This window comes from Roseovarius sp. E0-M6 (assembly GCF_037083845.1).
In the GTDB taxonomy this organism is placed as follows: Bacteria; Pseudomonadota; Alphaproteobacteria; order Rhodobacterales; family Rhodobacteraceae; genus Roseovarius.
Map to the genome: position 1 here is coordinate 37974 of NZ_JBAPLA010000004.1, position 15269 is coordinate 53242.

Genomic DNA, 15269 nt, shown 5'->3' on the forward strand with positions numbered 1-15269 from the left:
GCCTTAGGCTTAACGCCTGCAGGCCTCACTTTGGCTATTCATATGTCTCTACGCCCGTCTTGAGGCGCTGCCATTGTTCGTCGTCGTGTCCACAGATGATCGTCGCTCCGGCGCGCTCTCGCTCGCGCACCGTATCATATGAGGCCAGCAGCTTTTCCGCGTCCCACGCGTTGATCGGGGCCTCGTCGTTGTCGAGATTGCGCTTCAGACTCACGGCGTCGGAGGCGATGAAGAACTCCCCGTCGCGATGCAGCTCCGCGCGCAGACCCATCATCCCGGGCGTGTGGCCGGGCAGCGCGACGGTCACGAGGCGGGAATCTCCGAACACGTCATGACCCGAGGTGACGGCGTGCATCGGCATCGGGTGATCCCACTCCGCGCGCAGATACCCCAGCTTCTCGGCCTCCTCGACGCTGGCCGCCGCAAGCTCTGCCTCATGGCAGAAGAATTCCGCTTTGGTAAAGAACTCGTTGCAGCCGCAATGATCAGGGTGCAGGTGAGAGTTCACGACGATGTCGATATCCTCCGGCGCAAGCCCCGCTTCGGCGAGACTGTTCACGACGTTCGTCTGGGGAGGGGCGATGGGGGTCATGAACCGGGCCATGCCGCCCCAGCGCGCCTCGGCATCGACACCCACGGAGGGGTGACAACCGGTATCGAACAGCACGTTGCCCTTCGCATGCCGGAAGAGGGTCGAGATGACTGGCATCTCGATCGTCTCCTCGCGGTCCGTACCGGGCACGAACACCCGTTTTTTCATGCGCAGCCGCCCGCTATTCAGAAAGTGCATCTTCATGGTCACGCCTCTTACGCTGCCGTTTCCGAGGGTTCGCCTGAGAGAGATACGGCCGCGTTGAAATCGGTGAAAAACTGGCGCGCCAGCTTCTTCGCGGTGGAATCGATCAGGCGCGCGCCGAGCTGTCCGAGCTTGCCACCCACCTGCACGTTGGCCGTATAGGTCAGCAGTGTCTCGGCTGGTCCGGCCTCCTCCAACGTGACCCTCGCGCTACCCTTGGCAAAGCCTGCGGCGCCGCCCTTGCCGTCGCCGGTCAGCACCATGCCCTCGGGCTCGTCGATCTCACAGAACGCCACCTCGCCGAAAAATCGGGCCCGCACCGGCCCTATCTTGAGTGAGACTGTTGCCGACATGTGGCTGTCGTCCACCTGCTCGAGCGCTTCGCAGCCGGGGATCGCTTCCCGCAAGATATCGGGATTCTTGAGCGCGCGCCAAACGACATCGCGGCTCTGGTTGATGCTCACTGAATCGACGAGTTCCATCTTTCACTTCCGCTTGTCCCTGATGTGATGGCCGCGTTCCGGCCTCCGCCTGTCGGCGCCGTTATATGCCAATCATGTGCGCCCATCGGGATCCCATGCGACCGACAGAAGTTTATCATATGTTCATGCTTACCTATGAGTAAATTGTCGGCGGGTGCTGCGTCAACCTGTATTCTTGACATGCGAAAGCCCATATAAAAAAGGAAAAGCGGTGTTGACGGGCTCGCGCTGAGCGTGCAACCATAGGAATGGTCTTTCATATCATGACTTGATTCTACCTCTGGTAGCGCGCACGACAAGCAGACTGACCCAAACTTGCCCAAGCGCCGTAGGCGCATCCACATAGTGAGAAACGCGTGAAAGCTCCCTGGTTTGAATATCAAGCGCCCCGCACACTGGAGGAAGCCCTCGAGACCCTGCGCAATGCGGGCGAGGATGGCCGTGTACTGTCGGGCGGGCAAAGCCTCATGCCCATGCTGAACATGCGCATCGCGGCGCCCACCCATCTCGTCGACATAAATCGCATCGACGCCCTTAACCATCTGACCGTCGAGTCTGACACCCTGCGCCTCGGCGCGCTCGTGCGCCATGCGGACGTGCTTCGCAGTAAGAATATTCGGGAAGGCTGGTCGCTTCTGGCCGAGGCCACGACGCAGATCGCCCACATCGCGATCCGCAACCGCGGCACGGTCTGCGGCAGTATTTCCCATAACGATCCTGCTGCCGAGCACCCTGGCGTACTGGCTGCTTATGACGGCACAGTGGTGATCGCCAGCACGGAGGGGACACGCGAAGTGTCCGCCGAGGAATTTTCGGATGGCATGATGAGCACAATCCTCGAGCCTGGAGAGATGGTGACCGAGGTGCGCTATCCGCGCCCGGCGCCGGGCGCCGGACAAGCCTTCGTCGAATATGCCCGTCGTCTGGGCGATTTTGCAATCGCCGGCGTGGCCGCGATCCTCGAGGTGCGCAATGGCACGTGCGAACGCGCCCGCCTCACGATCATCGGCATGGGCGACGGACCCTTCCGCGCCGCCGGCGCCGAGGACATTCTGACCGGCGAAACGCTTGATGCCTCTACCAGCGCCGAGATCTTCGCGGCGGCCTCGGCCAAGGTGATGGACGAAGTCGACCCCGCCGAGGACATTCACGCCTCGTCTGGCTACCGCCGCCATCTTGCGGGGGTTCTCACCAAGCGGGCGTTGGCAACCGCACTCGCGAGAACAGGGGGCATGTGACATGGCCAGAGATCAAACCATCACGTGCAAGGTGAACGGCCGTACCTACGAAAAATCGGTCCCGGTTCGCCAGTCACTGGCAGACTTCCTGCGCGACACTCTGAGTTTGACCGGCACCCATCTGGGCTGCGAGCACGGAGTTTGCGGCGCCTGCACGGTTTCGCTAAACGGGCGCAGCGTGCGCTCCTGCCTCACGCTGGCGGTGCAGGCAGACGAGACCGATATCGTCACCATCGAGGGGCTGCGGAGCGAAAGCGGCGAGTGGCACCAGATTCAGAAGTCCTTTCACGAGAATTTTGGCCTGCAATGCGGCTACTGCACGCCCGGCTTTCTGATCACAGCGATCGAGTTGCTGGAGGAGAACCCGGACCCGACCGAAAACGAAGTGCGCGAGGCTCTTTCAGGCAACATTTGCCGGTGCAGCGGCTACAGCGCCATCGTAACCGCCGTAATGGCCGCGGCGCGCGACATGCGAGAGTTGCAGAAGAAATGACAGCCCTGAGAGGTTGAACGAGGAAACAAAAATGCGGTTTTCGAACGAAAAGATTGTCGGAAAGTCGGTTCTGCCAGATGAAGCCATCCCGCTGCTGGAAGGCGAGGGGCGGTTCATAAACGACATTTCGTTTTCGGGTATGTATCACGTGGCCTTCCTGCGCAGCCAGTATGCCCACGCGCGGCTGGTGTCGGTCGACACAGAAGCGGCGCGGGCCATGCCCGGGGTCATCAAGGTGATGACGGGAGCGGAACTGGCGGGCAAGGTCGAGCCGTTCCGCAGCATGCCAAACCGCTTTTCGGGCGGCGAGTCGGTGCAGCACTGGCTTGCCGTCGACAAGGTGCGCTTCTGCGGCGAGGCGATCTGTGCCGTCGTTGCCGAAGACCGCGCGACGGCCGAGGACGCCGTAGACCTGATCGAGGTGGATTACGATCCGTTGCCCGTCGTCACGAAAGCCCGCGAGGGCGAAAAGGACGACGCGCCGCGCATCCACGAGGAATGTGCCAACAACCACCTCATCAAGCGCGAATATGAGCGTGGCGAGGTCGATGAGGCCTTCGCAAATGCCCATGCGGTGGTCGAACGCAGTTTTCATATCGGCCGCAAGCAGGCGATGTGCCTTGAGGGCCGCGGCTGTGTCGCGGCGTTCCGGCAGGGCTCGTTCAAACTCAGCGTCTGGATGAGCCACCAGCTGCCTTACGTTGTGCGTCACTATCTCGCCAAGCATCTCAAGCTGACCGAAACGGACGTTCGGGTGATTGCCGCGCAGACGGGGGGCGGTTTCGGGCAAAAGGCCTCAATCTACCCCGAGGAATTCCTGTGCTCTTATCTCGCGCTTCAGCTGCGCCGCCCCATCAAGTGGGTGGAGGATCGGCTGGAGAACATGGTCGCCTCGACGCACGCCCGGGAAAACGATGTCGAACTGAAGATCGCCTTCGATAAGGACGGGCATATCCTTGCTTTGGATTCGGACATATGGGCCGATGTCGGCGCCTATTCGACCTACCTTTGGTCGGCGGGTATGGAGCCGCTACAGATCGCAGGCCTGATGCCCGGCCCCTACAAGGTGCCGGCGATGCGCTACGTGACGCGCGGCGTGGCGACCAATAAGACGCCCGTCGGTCCTTACCGCGCGGTTGGTCGGCCCACGGCGTCCACCTCGCTCGAGCTTCTTCTCGACGACGCCGCGCGCCAACTTGGCATGGACCCGGTGGAATTGCGCAAGCGCAACCTCATCACCGCAGACTTGATGCCCTACCGCAACGCCAACAACCTCTTGCATGATCACGTGAACTACGAGGCTTGTCTTGATCTCTCGGCGGCCAAGGCGAATTATCAGAAGCTGCGCGAGGAGCAGGAGAGCGCCGCGCCAAATGGCAGGCTGCGCGGCATTGGCGTGGCCTGTTTCGCGGAACTTACCGGGCTTGGCACCAGCACGGCGGTGGGCCCCGGCACGCTGCTGCAGCCGGGGCGCGATGCCGTGACGCTGCGCCTCGAGACGAGCGGCGCGTTAACCATCGCGGCAGCACTGCCCTCGCAGGGCCAGCGAATTGCGACGGCCATGTGCCAGGTCGCAGCTGACGAGCTCGGTATGAAGCTCGAGGATGTGAACTGCGTGACCAACGATACCGCCATGGCGCCCTATGGGTTCGGCACGTTCGCCTCCCGCACTGCCGTGTTTGGATCCGGCGCGGTGATCAAGGCGGCGCAAGAGCTGCGCGAGCGGCTGCTGGCTCTCGGCGCACATCTTCTCGAAACGCCTAAAGAGGAGTTGGGGATCGTCGATTCTGCAATCCAGACTCTCGACAGGACCAAGTCCATATCGCTCGCCAACCTGGCGGAACAAAGCTTCTTTTCCGCCAAACATATCCCGGACGAACTCAACCAAGGCTTCGAGATCACCTCATTCTACGACCCCAAGTTTGGCAGTTTCGCTGCGGGTGCGCATACCGTCGTGGTCGATGTCGATCCTGAGACAGGCGACGTGGAGATCGTCCGCTACGTGGCGGTCGAGGACGTGGGCCGCGTCATCAATCCCGCCGTGGTGGAAGGTCAGATCATCGGCGGCATCGCGCAGGGCATCGGCGAGGCGCTGCTCGAGGAGCTCATCTACGACGAGGAAGGACAGCCGCGCACCGTCACGCTGGCGGACTATCTCGTGCCTTCTTCGATGGAGATCCCGAAGATCGAGCTGCATCACGCCAATACTCCTTCGGGTGCGATTGGCGGCTTCAAGGGCTGTGGCGAAGGCTCTATCATTGGGGCGGTGGGGGCCATCGCCTGCGCAATCAACGACGCACTGAGCCGAAAAGGTGGCGACCTTCAGGCGTTTCCGGCCACGCCGGAACGCGTACTGCGGGCGCTAAACGTTGAGATGCGTGACGCCTAAAGACCGTGATCCGCGTAGGTGCGCGGGGAGGAAAAAAAGGAGGATCAGCCATGGAATACGACATTCGCGGATTGGAGGTCAGCACGTCGAGCAAGACGGCGGCCCAAAAGCTCGACCTTGCCGTGGCCGATTACCTCGATTACGGCACCAACGCGGGCAGCCTGGTCAAGGAAGCGCTGGGCGAGGATGCTGACTGCGCGCTGGCGCAATGCTACCGCGGCTACCTGCTGATGATGCTGGAAAACCGCGCGGTCTTTCCGAAAATCCAGGAAATCCTCGACAAGTTCTCGGAGGGCGGGCCGGACCTCAACCCGCGCGAACGGCTGCATGTCAAAGCGTTGCAGGGCTGGGTGAAGGGCGATTTGCTGAACGCCTGTCTCGCCTGGGAGCAGATCCTCGAAAAATATCCACTCGACCTGATGGCGCTCAAGCTTCATCACACGATGGCGTTCTACACCGGTCGGAGCAATGTCCTGAGATCGGTGGTATCCGGGGTGCTGGGCGAATGGGACGGAAACACGCCAGGCTATTCCAACGTGCAGGGCATGTATGCCTATGCGCTTGAGGAATGCGGCGACTACGAACAGGCGGAGCGCTGGGGCCGCGAGGCGGCCGAGCGTAATCCCGAAGACCTATGGGCCATCCATTCCGTCGCCCATGTCATGGAAATGCAGGGCCGGACGCAAGAAGGCACCAAGTGGCTCGACTTCTCGCCGGAGAAATGGGCCAGCAAGAATATGTTTAAGGCGCATGTCTGGTGGCACGCAGCGCTCTTCAACATCGCCGAAAGGGATTATCACAGCGCGATTCAGCTTTTCGACAACGAACTGTCCTCCATCAACTCCGACAAGTATATCGACGTCTCCAACCAGGCGGCGCTACTGAAACGGCTGGAGATCGCAGGCGTCGACGTAGGCGACAGGTGGGATCTTCTGGCGGAGCATTCGGCCACGCGGATCAACGATCACATTCTGCCCTTCCGCGATGCGCATTTCTGCCTTGCGCTGGCGGCGAAAGGCAACTTTGGCGTGGCTCGCAAACATATCGACTCGATGGCGGTGTTCGCCCGGTCCGGAGAGGGTTGGACAGCCGAGGCGACGAAGACGACGCTCATCCCGCTCTGTGAGGCGATGCTCGCCTACGAGGCGGGCGAATACGCCAAGGCCTGCGATCTGCTCTGGCCGATCCGCAACGAGCTGGCGCCCATCGGTGGTAGCCTCGCGCAGCGCGATCTTTTCACACAGATCCTGATCGACGCGGCTGTGAAGAGCGGCCGGCTCGCAACTGCACGCAACCTGCTTTCCGAGCGCGTTGCGCGCTTTCCCAGCAGCAAACCAAGCTGGTCGCAATACGCGCGAGTGCTTTCCGATCTAGGCGAAACACAGCGGGCCAAACGCGCCGCCACACATTCCGGTGCCTAACCCACGCGGCAAGGTCCACAAATTTGAGGACGTATCATGAACCACCCAGCACTCCCGGCGAAAGCCGAAAAAGTCGACGCCAACAAGTACGGGGACTTCGCGTGGGAGGACCCTCTCCAACTGGACAGCCTCCTCACCGATGAGGAGCGACTGATCCGCGATACAGCGCACAGCTATTCGCAGGAAAAACTGCTGCCGCGCATCGTGTCAGCCAATCGCAATCAGGTTTTCGACCGCGACATCTACCACGAATTCGGTGAGCTGGGATTTCTCGGGCTTACGATCCCGGAGAAATACGGCGGTGCGGGCAGCAGCTATGTCGCCTACGGGCTCGTCGCGCGCGAGACGGAACGGGTCGACTCCGCCTATCGCTCGATGATGAGCGTGCAGTCGTCGCTTGTCATGCACCCGATCCATGCCTACGGCACGGAAGAGCAGCGCATGAAGTACCTGCCCAGGCTCGCCACCGGCGAATGGATCGGCTGTTTCGGCCTGACGGAGCCGGATTTCGGCTCCGACCCGGGCGGCATGGTCACCCGGGCGCGCAGTGCGGATGGCGGGTTCCGCGTGAGCGGCGCGAAGGCTTGGATCACCAACTCCCCCGTCGCCGACGTATTCGTTATCTGGGCGAAGACCGACGATGACATCATCCGCGGCTTCATCCTCGAGAAAGGCATGGAGGGGCTGAGCGCGCCCAAGATCGAGGGAAAGCTCAGCCTCGGCGCATCAATTACAGGCGAGATCATCATGGAGGATGTGTTCGTCCCCTTCGAGAACCTGCTTCCTAACGCCACGGGTCTTGCCGGTCCCTTCGGATGTCTCAACCGGGCGCGTTTCGGGATCGCCTGTGGCGCGATGGGCGCAGCCGAGGATTGCTGGCACCGCGCCCTGCAATACACGCTCGACCGCAAGCAGTTCGGCAAGCCGCTCGCCGCCAATCAGCTGGTGCAGAAGAAGCTTGCCGACATGCAGACCGAAATCACGCTGGGGCTTCATGCCGCACTTCAGGCCGGGCGGCTCTTCGATGCTGGGGCGCTCGCGCCAGAGGGCATTTCGCTCATCAAGCGCAACAACTGCGGCAAGGCGCTGGATATCGCGCGCACCGCCCGCGACATGCATGGCGGCAACGGCATCAGCGATGAATACCACGTCATGCGCCACGTGGTGAACCTCGAGACGGTAAACACCTACGAGGGCACCCATGACATCCATGCTCTGATCCTCGGGCGCGCGCAAACCGGCATTCAGGCCTTCTGCTGATGGAAGACGCGGATGCCACGGATCGCAAGACGGGCGCAGACGGAAGGATTCTGGCGATCCGGACAGGGGCGATCGGCATGCTCGGCATCAACAACCCCGAGCGGCGCAATGCTCTCAGCCTCGACATGTGGCAAGCCGCGGCAGAGACGGTAGAGGCGTTCGCCAAGGACGAGGCGGTTCGGGTTCTGGTCGTGTTCGGCGCGGGCGGCAAAGCCTTCGCCTCAGGTGCGGATATCTCGAAGTTCGAGGAGGAACGCACCGGCGCCGACGCCGTCAGGCACTACCAGCAGGTATCGGGCCGCCTCTATGAGGGGCTGGAGAGCTTTCCGAAGCCGACGATCGCACAAGTTTCCGGCTACTGCATAGGCGGCGGCCTTGCGTTGGCCCTTTGCTGCGACATGCGCTTCTGCGCGGAAGACGCGCGCTTTGGCGTCCCTGCGGCGCGGCTCGGCATCGGCTATCGTCCCGCTTCGCAAAAACGTCTCTTCGATCTGGTAGGTCCGGGCTACGGCTCGGAAATGATGTTCACCGCCCGCCAGTTCGATGCCGCAGAGGCCGCCCGGATGGGGCTCGTCAACCGGGTTCTGCCAACCGACAAACTTGAGCAATTCGTCGCGGACCAAGCCGGGTGGATCGCGGAAAACGCGCCGCAGAGCCTTGCCACAGCCAAGGCGGTCGGGATCGCCATCGCCAAGGGGCGCGTCGCGGCGGAGACGGAGGCGCTGAGGGGCATGACCGAGCGCTGCTATGCCAGCGAGGATTACAGCGAGGGCAAGGCGGCGTTCGCCGAGAAGCGTAAACCGAAGTTTACAGGCCGCTAGAGGCAGTATCTGGAAGGAAACGGGAATGGCCAACTGCTTTGCGATCGAGGACATGATCCCCGTGATCGACGAGACAGCCTATGTTCACCCCACCGCCGTGCTGATCGGTGACGTGACCGTCGGACCGGGCTGCTACGTGGGGCCGGCCGCGTGCCTGCGCGGCGATTTCGGGCGCATTACGCTCTGCAAGGGCTCCAACGTCCAGGATACCTGCGTGATGCACGGTTTTCCGGGGGGCGATGCGATTATCGAAGAGGACGGCCACGTGGGCCACGGCGCGGTGATCCACGGCGCGCGTATCGGGCGCAACGCGATGGTGGGCATTAACGCCGTCATCATGGATAATGCGGTTGTGGGAGAGTCGGCGGTCGTGGGGGCGATGGCCTTCATACCCGAGGGCATGGTGATTCCCGCACGTCACCTCGCGGTGGGGACCCCCGCAAGGGTGCTACGCGAGCTCGGCGAGAAGGAGTTCAAGTGGAAGCGCGGCGGCACGCTGGAATACCAGACCCTCGTGCGCCGCAGCCTCGAGACACAACGCCCGGTCGAACCGCTCAAGTCCCCCCAGCCTGATAGACCACGCTACACTGGTGGAGACAGCAAGACATTGAAGACGGTGAGGAACTCGCGCGACTGAACTACTGTGATCCAGCGCCGTCCGGGATATCCTTGCCCTCGGCGGCGAGGAAGAAGGAAAGCTCTGCTTCCATGGCGCGGTACTGGGCTACACGCACACGCAACGAAAGGAGCTGGTATTTTCGTGCTTCCAAATGGTCTCCCGGATGAGCCGTGATTCGCGTCTCCACGCTTTCGAGGTAGGTCCGATCCTCCACGATCCGCTCCAGATAGGCGCGCAACTCCTCGCGCATGATCCGGTCGTCGGTGAAGTTGCCGAGAAAAATTCGCAGGAGCACCTCATCGCGGGTGATCGAGGAGCGGATGGGTTCGCTGACAAACTTGTAGAGCGCGTCGCGCCCGCGGTCGGTGATGGTGTGGATCTGTTTGTCTGGCTTGCCTTCCTGCGGCAGATACTCCGTGGTGATGAAGCCCTCGTCACGCAATTTGCGCAGCGTGCTGTAAATCTGCGGAGAAGTCGCGTTCCAGATGTAGTAGATGGAGCGCTCGATGGACCGCTTCAGATCATAGCCGGAAGCGGGCCTGATGGACACCAAACCGAGAAGAGCGAACTTGAGCGACATTTTCCTTGGTGCCTCCAGAAAAACTGCGGCTCACTTTGCAGCAATCATGCCGGAGAGGGAAGAGCCCCTAGCTTCTCGGTACGTATAGAAAGACTAATGGTTGGCGCAATGGCTATTGCGGCTCCAGTTCGCCGATTTGATACTCGACCTGCGTATAAGGAAAAGAAAACATGGAAAAAATCGTTCTTGAGCGAGCCGAGCAAGGCATTGCGACCGTCATAATCAACCAACCCGAACAGCGCAATTCAATCACCTATGCGATGTGGCGATCCTTAGCCGAGACCTTTTCCGAGTTGTCATCCGACCGCAGCGTGCGGACGATCCTTCTCACAGGGGCGGGAACGGATTTCTCGTCCGGCGCGAACATTTCAGAATTCGCCAGCATCCGCGACGACCCGAAGAAGGCACAGAGATATGAGGTGGCCGTCGACGCGGCTTGCGAGGCAATCACCAATGCACCCAAGCCAGTAATCGCCGTGATGCGTGGCTACACGCTGGGCGGCGGCGCGCATCTGGCCATGTCCGCCGATTTCCGCTTCGTTCACCCGGACGCGGTATGCGGGATCCCGGCCTCTCGCTTGTCGATCGTCTATGGCGTCAAGGGGACACGCAAGCTGTTGGCGCTCGTAGGCCTAGCCAACGCCAAGCGCATCCTCTTTTCGGCTGAGCGGTTCGGTGCTGCCGAGGCGCTCGAGATGGGCTTCGCCGACAGGCTCTGTGAGGATCCGATGGAAGAGGCATTGGCCTTAGCTCGGGATCTTTCGGCCCTCGCGCCGCTGAGCCAGGCAGGGGCAAAGTACATCCTAAATGGCCTTGTCCATGGACAGTTAGATGACGCGCAGGCCGACGCGCTGATCAACGAGGCCGCGGCCAGCCATGACTATGCCGAGGGACGCGCAGCTTTCAACGAGAAACGCTCGCCCCGGTTCACGGGCCGGTGAAAAACACTGCATGCATACCTTGCCGAAGCACGGCTCGAGGGGTCAGATCGCTAGGTTCGAAACGTCTGGCCTATGCATCGCGGCGCTTGGCCTGCACATGCCATTGGGCTCTGTAATCATGCGATTTTTTTCGATTTTCATAACAAGCTATGGTAAGATTTGGTTGGCGCGCGGCACGAAACGAACCGCCTTTCGACCGGGATCTCTCCTTGGTTGTCGCACGTAAGAAGCGAGGGCTCCATGCAAGCGTTCAAGTTTAACACCACCAAGTCCATCATCTTCCGCCCCAGCGCCTCCGCCGAACTGGGCGAGATCGCCGGCGCTCTGCTCGGAGAGAGCGTGTTACTAATCACCGATCCCGGATTGCGCAAGCTCGGTTTGTGCGACAAGGGCATTGCCTCGCTTGAAGCATCAGGATGCAACGTCACGATTTTCGACGAGGTCGAGGCAGACCCATCGCGCACCACGCTTGAGGCAGCCGTTGAGGCCGGAAAGAGCGCGAACGTCACCGGGGTGATTGGCTTCGGCGGAGGCTCGTCAATGGACGTGGCTAAGCTCGCGGCGCTGCTGATCGGCTCGGGCGAAGACCTCGACGAGGCGTGGGGCGTCGAGATGGCGAAGGGACCGCGTCTGCCGCTGGTGCTCGTGCCAACGACTGCTGGCACTGGCTCCGAGGTGACGTCCGTTTCCATCATTACCGTCGGCGATGAAGAGAAGCGAGGTGTCTCCTCGCCTGTGATCCTGCCAGACATTGGGGTTCTGGACGCAGAGCTGACGCTCGGCCTGCCCGCGCCGATCACAGCGGCGACCGGCGTCGATGCAATGGTGCACGCGATCGAAGCCTACGCCTCGGCCAACGCCAACAACAATCCCGTCTCGCGCATGCTGGCGCGCGAGGCTCTGCGGCACCTCGGAGCCAATATCCGCACGGTCGTCGCCGAGCCGGGGGATGTCGATGCGCGCGGCGCCATGCTTTTGGGCTCGATGCTCGCGGGGCAGGCCTTCGCCAATTCGCCAGTGGCCGCTGTGCACGCGCTGGCCTATCCGATCGGGGGCACGTTCCACATCCCTCACGGGCTATCGAACGCGCTCGTTCTGCCCCATGTGCTACGCTTCAACGCACCGGATGCCTATGCACTCTACGCCGAGATCGCGGCGGACGCCTTTCCGGAACTCGCCAGTATCGAAGGCTCGCAGGTCCGGTGCTCGGCCTTCATAGACGCCCTGGCCGATCTCTCAAGCGAACTAGGCATGCCTACACGCTTGCGCGACGTGGACATCCCGGAGAACGCTCTTCCCAAAATGGCGAGCGATGCCATGCTTCAGGCCCGCCTTTTGGTTAACAATCCGCGTGCGGTGTCCGAGGCCGACGCGTTGCAAATTTACAAGGCGGCATGGTAATGGCCAAGGACCGCCCCTCACGTGCCGACTTCGCAACTTTCCGCCCGATGCAGACCCGTTGGATGGACAATGACATTTATGGCCACATGAACAACGTCGTGCATTATTCCCTGTTCGACACGGCAGTAAATGGTTGGCTGATGGATCAGGGCCTGCTTGACCCCACGATTAGCGAATCCTACGGCCTCGTGGTCGAAACCGGGTGCACGTATCACGCGCAATTGCGCTACCCCGAACCAGTCCATGCCGGTTTAAGGATTTCCCAAATTGGAAAATCCTCTGTGCGCTTCGAAATCGGCCTATTCGCAGACGGAGAAAACCTCGCCGCAGCCAACGGCTTTTTTATCCATGTCTACGTGAACCGCGAATCTCAACGCCCCGTCCCCGTCGAGGGCGCCCGAAGAACGGCCTTTGAAACGCTAGTTATGTAACGAAACATCAATAACGAGCTTACACTACCTGCGCGCTCTGCACGGCACAGGTAAGGCGGGCACTGGGCGAGCAACTCGGGTTGAAGCAGGTCGAACGCCGCCCTGCCCTCCCCGGATGGAAAACGCTTCCCGTTCAAGTATTTCACAAGCAGCCCGGGATCATACCTCTCGCGGTCATGCTTTATATCCGATTCCCGCTTTTGTTGGGCGATGTTGAAGATTTTCTGCACGAACGCGACATAGATGTCAGCCGCGAAACTGTGCGGTATTGGTGGTATCGGTTCGGCCCGCTGGTCGTAGCCGAGATCAAGAAGCGCCGCTCGGCCGCATCGGACGCGCGGACGAGGTAACCGCCGCCGTCGAATGGTTACTTTCTGATGCCGCATCTTATGTGAGCGGTGCGATTCTCGATATTTCAGCCGGGCGGTAACGCCCTGCGCGGGGGGGACGTCGTAAGGCATGCCGCAAAAGCGATCATCGCCCGGAGACACATTGAGTCAAGTACAGGCAAAAAATGTTCGGCCTATAGCGGCCAGACGAGCAGGAGCATCGGGATACTGATGGAGACCACGAGTATTTCGAGTGGCAAGCCCAGTTTCCAGTAATCGCCAAAGCGGAAACCACCCGGCCCCAGGATCAAGGTATTGTTCTGGTGTCCGATCGGGGTCAGGAACGCACAGGATGCGCCAATGGCGACCGCCATCAGAAAGCTGTCGGGATTTGCATCCAGTGCCCTAGAAATACCAAGCGCGATGGGCGACAAAACAGCGGCAGTGGCGGCGTTGTTCATCACGTCCGACAGAAACATGGTGGTGATCATGATCACGACCAATGCGACGACCGCGTTTCCCTGTGCGATGGTCTCGACCAGAAACTGCGCCAGAAGCTTGGCGGCGTCCGTGCTTTGCATGGCCCCCGCGACAGGGATGAGCGCCGCCAGCAACACGATCACCGGCCAGTCGATAGACGTATAGACCTGTCGCAGCGGCACCGTGCGCAGCACCATCGAGGCAAGCACACCGAGTGCAAAGGCCGCGGCCGCGGGAAGCAATCCCAAGGTCACAATGCCAATCGCGCTCAGCATGATCACAACCGCAACGATGGCCATGCGTTTGTCGGGAATACGCAAGTCACGCAAGCCCAAGGGCACGCAGCCTGTTTCGTTGACGAACCCTGTCACCGCATCGGTCGGTCCCTGCACCAACAGAAGATCGCCCGACTTCAACTCGAGTGTTCGCAGCCTTGCCCGCGGCGGATGTCCTTCCCGCGAAACCGCCAGCAGGTTGAGACCATAGCGCGTGCGCAGGCTCATCTCCTTGGCCGAGCGTCCGACGATGGTCGAGCCGGGCAAGACCGCCAGTTCGCGCAGCACGATTTCGCTGTTTCGCTTGGGCGTCTCATCATCATCGTCATTGGTGGCAGCGTCGCCCGCAATCTCGGTTTTTGCCGCCTGTTCCGGGGAATCCCCCTCGGACTCCGGGTTTGAGGCGGCGACAACGGTCTGCTCCAGCTTGATGTCGAACACCGACAGCGCATCAGCCAGCGCATCGACATCGGCCTCAAGCTCAAGAATGTCGCCGGCGCGGATACGCCGCCCTCCGTGTGGCGCGGTCAGTCGCACCTCGTTGCGGACAAGGCCGACGATCTGGACGTCGCTGTCCTCAAGCTCGCGTTCGAAGCCGCGCAATGTCAGCCCGACGGCTTTGCTCCCGTCGGGCACCCGCATCTCCGTGAAGTAAGCGCCCGTGGCAAAGCCTTCGGCCGCAACGGATTTTCGCGCTGGCACCAGTCTCCAGGCGAAAACGGCGATGAAGACGACCCCCGCTGCCGCGACGGCGGCCCCAACCGGGGCAAAGTCGAAAATTGAGAAATGCCCAAGCCCCGCCTCGTGCCGAAACCCCGAGACGATCAGGTTTGGAGGCGTGCCGATCAGCGTCGTCATGCCGCCCAGAATGGTTCCGAAGGCCAACGGCATGAGCACCTGACCGGGGGTCAGATCCAACCGATCGGACAGTTGCACTGCGATCGGCATCAGGAGCGCCATAGCACCCACGTTGTTCATGAACCCGGAAAGGACCGCGCCCAATCCCATCAACGCGAACATGCTTGTCAGCCGACCTGCGTTGCGCGGTAAGACGCTCCGCGCCAGCCAGTCCACAGCGCCGGTATTCTGCAAGCCCTGACTGAGGATCAGCACACAGGCCACGGTAATGACCGCCGGATGGCCAAAACCTTGAAAGGCATCGGAGGCCGGAATCAAGCCCGCGATCACGCATGCCATCAACGCGGCCAGTGCCACCACATCGTGACGAAACCGCCCCCACAGGAACAACGCCATCGTTGCCCCCAGCACAGAAAAAATCAGGATTTGGGGGGTGGTCATGTCAATGCTCTATA

General features: G+C 61.4%; 15 protein-coding genes and 1 pseudogene. 12 read left to right on the top strand and 4 right to left on the bottom strand.

Annotation, left to right across the window (positions count from 1 at the left end):
• Positions 1–34 precede the first annotated feature (34 nt).
• Both V8359_RS11755 and V8359_RS11760 read right to left on the bottom strand, forming a co-directional pair.
• A complete protein-coding gene (locus V8359_RS11755; protein WP_336429097.1) occupies positions 35–796 on the bottom strand; it encodes an N-acyl homoserine lactonase family protein in 762 nt (253 codons plus the stop codon).
• An 11-nt stretch (positions 797–807) separates the two neighbouring features.
• Positions 808–1278: a CoxG family protein gene (locus V8359_RS11760; RefSeq protein ID WP_336429098.1), complete on the bottom strand. Its 471-nt coding sequence runs from the start codon at positions 1276–1278 to the stop codon at positions 808–810.
• Between the two features lie 356 nt (positions 1279–1634).
• Here V8359_RS11760 and V8359_RS11765 point away from each other — a divergent pair, with 356 nt between their 5' ends.
• From V8359_RS11765 to V8359_RS11795, 7 genes are read left to right on the top strand one after another with little or no spacing between them, the layout of a single operon-like run.
• Complete coding sequence (locus V8359_RS11765; RefSeq protein ID WP_336429099.1) at positions 1635–2516, top strand: FAD binding domain-containing protein; 882 nt, start codon at positions 1635–1637, stop codon at positions 2514–2516.
• 1 nt (position 2517) lies between these two features.
• Positions 2518–3009 carry a (2Fe-2S)-binding protein gene (locus V8359_RS11770; protein WP_336429101.1) on the top strand — a complete coding sequence of 164 codons (492 nt, stop codon included), beginning with the start codon at positions 2518–2520 and terminating at the stop codon, positions 3007–3009.
• 31 nt (positions 3010–3040) lie between these two features.
• On the top strand, positions 3041–5398 hold the full coding sequence (locus V8359_RS11775; protein ID WP_336429102.1) for a xanthine dehydrogenase family protein molybdopterin-binding subunit: 2358 nt from the start codon (positions 3041–3043) through the stop codon (positions 5396–5398).
• 50 nt (positions 5399–5448) lie between these two features.
• A complete protein-coding gene (locus V8359_RS11780; protein WP_336429103.1) occupies positions 5449–6819 on the top strand; it encodes a tetratricopeptide repeat protein in 1371 nt (456 codons plus the stop codon).
• A gap of 36 nt (positions 6820–6855) precedes the next feature.
• Entirely contained in the window at positions 6856–8079 is a 1224-nt protein-coding gene (locus tag V8359_RS11785; RefSeq protein ID WP_336429105.1) for an acyl-CoA dehydrogenase, read from the top strand.
• On the top strand, positions 8079–8900 hold the full coding sequence (locus V8359_RS11790; RefSeq protein ID WP_336429106.1) for an enoyl-CoA hydratase: 822 nt from the start codon (positions 8079–8081) through the stop codon (positions 8898–8900). Before V8359_RS11785 ends, V8359_RS11790 begins: the two co-directional genes overlap by 1 nt.
• Positions 8901–8925: 25 nt before the next feature.
• A complete protein-coding gene (locus tag V8359_RS11795; protein WP_336429107.1) occupies positions 8926–9537 on the top strand; it encodes an acyltransferase in 612 nt (203 codons plus the stop codon).
• Position 9538: 1 nt separating this feature from the next.
• Here V8359_RS11795 and V8359_RS11800 read toward each other — a convergent pair whose 3' ends face one another.
• The gene (locus V8359_RS11800; RefSeq protein WP_336429108.1) at positions 9539–10099 is read right to left on the bottom strand and encodes a PadR family transcriptional regulator; all 561 of its coding nucleotides are present in this window, start codon (positions 10097–10099) and stop codon (positions 9539–9541) included.
• 170 nt (positions 10100–10269) lie between these two features.
• Here V8359_RS11800 and V8359_RS11805 point away from each other — a divergent pair, with 170 nt between their 5' ends.
• The 5 genes and pseudogenes from V8359_RS11805 to V8359_RS11825 all read left to right on the top strand — a co-directional run bounded on the left by V8359_RS11805 (position 10270) and on the right by V8359_RS11825 (position 13302).
• Positions 10270–11040, top strand: coding sequence for an enoyl-CoA hydratase/isomerase family protein (locus V8359_RS11805; RefSeq protein WP_336429109.1), 771 nt, complete (start codon positions 10270–10272; stop codon positions 11038–11040).
• Positions 11041–11280: 240 nt separating this feature from the next.
• A complete protein-coding gene (locus V8359_RS11810) occupies positions 11281–12441 on the top strand; it encodes an iron-containing alcohol dehydrogenase (protein ID WP_336429111.1) in 1161 nt (386 codons plus the stop codon).
• The gene (locus V8359_RS11815; RefSeq protein WP_336429112.1) at positions 12441–12872 is read left to right on the top strand and encodes an acyl-CoA thioesterase; all 432 of its coding nucleotides are present in this window, start codon (positions 12441–12443) and stop codon (positions 12870–12872) included. Before V8359_RS11810 ends, V8359_RS11815 begins: the two co-directional genes overlap by 1 nt.
• A gap of 102 nt (positions 12873–12974) precedes the next feature.
• Positions 12975–13192: pseudogene (locus V8359_RS19330) on the top strand (IS6 family transposase); the annotation flags it as partial.
• Positions 13144–13302 carry an SDR family oxidoreductase gene (locus V8359_RS11825; RefSeq protein ID WP_336429369.1) on the top strand — a complete coding sequence of 53 codons (159 nt, stop codon included), beginning with the start codon at positions 13144–13146 and terminating at the stop codon, positions 13300–13302. The pseudogene V8359_RS19330 and the gene V8359_RS11825, both read left to right, overlap by 49 nt.
• 93 nt (positions 13303–13395) lie before the next feature.
• On the opposite strand, the gene V8359_RS11830 is transcribed toward V8359_RS11825, so the two are convergent.
• A complete protein-coding gene (locus tag V8359_RS11830) occupies positions 13396–15255 on the bottom strand; it encodes an SLC13 family permease (protein ID WP_336429113.1) in 1860 nt (619 codons plus the stop codon).
• Positions 15256–15269: the final 14 nt, after the last annotated feature.

What these genes read in the sequence shown, in the direction of transcription:
- V8359_RS11755 (WP_336429097.1), bottom strand. Translation starts at nt 796, where the DNA reads ATGAAGATGCACTTTCTGAATAGCGGGCGGCTGCGCATGAAAAAACGG.
- V8359_RS11760 (WP_336429098.1), bottom strand. Translation starts at nt 1,278, where the DNA reads ATGGAACTCGTCGATTCAGTGAGCATCAACCAGAGCCGCGATGTCGTT.
- V8359_RS11770 (WP_336429101.1), top strand. Translation starts at nt 2,518, where the DNA reads ATGGCCAGAGATCAAACCATCACGTGCAAGGTGAACGGCCGTACCTAC.
- V8359_RS11775 (WP_336429102.1), top strand. Translation starts at nt 3,041, where the DNA reads ATGCGGTTTTCGAACGAAAAGATTGTCGGAAAGTCGGTTCTGCCAGAT.
- V8359_RS11780 (WP_336429103.1), top strand. Translation starts at nt 5,449, where the DNA reads ATGGAATACGACATTCGCGGATTGGAGGTCAGCACGTCGAGCAAGACG.
- V8359_RS11785 (WP_336429105.1), top strand. Translation starts at nt 6,856, where the DNA reads ATGAACCACCCAGCACTCCCGGCGAAAGCCGAAAAAGTCGACGCCAAC.
- V8359_RS11790 (WP_336429106.1), top strand. Translation starts at nt 8,079, where the DNA reads ATGGAAGACGCGGATGCCACGGATCGCAAGACGGGCGCAGACGGAAGG.
- V8359_RS11795 (WP_336429107.1), top strand. Translation starts at nt 8,926, where the DNA reads ATGGCCAACTGCTTTGCGATCGAGGACATGATCCCCGTGATCGACGAG.
- V8359_RS11800 (WP_336429108.1), bottom strand. Translation starts at nt 10,099, where the DNA reads ATGTCGCTCAAGTTCGCTCTTCTCGGTTTGGTGTCCATCAGGCCCGCT.
- V8359_RS11805 (WP_336429109.1), top strand. Translation starts at nt 10,270, where the DNA reads ATGGAAAAAATCGTTCTTGAGCGAGCCGAGCAAGGCATTGCGACCGTC.
- V8359_RS11810 (WP_336429111.1), top strand. Translation starts at nt 11,281, where the DNA reads ATGCAAGCGTTCAAGTTTAACACCACCAAGTCCATCATCTTCCGCCCC.
- V8359_RS11815 (WP_336429112.1), top strand. Translation starts at nt 12,441, where the DNA reads ATGGCCAAGGACCGCCCCTCACGTGCCGACTTCGCAACTTTCCGCCCG.
- V8359_RS11830 (WP_336429113.1), bottom strand. Translation starts at nt 15,255, where the DNA reads ATGACCACCCCCCAAATCCTGATTTTTTCTGTGCTGGGGGCAACGATG.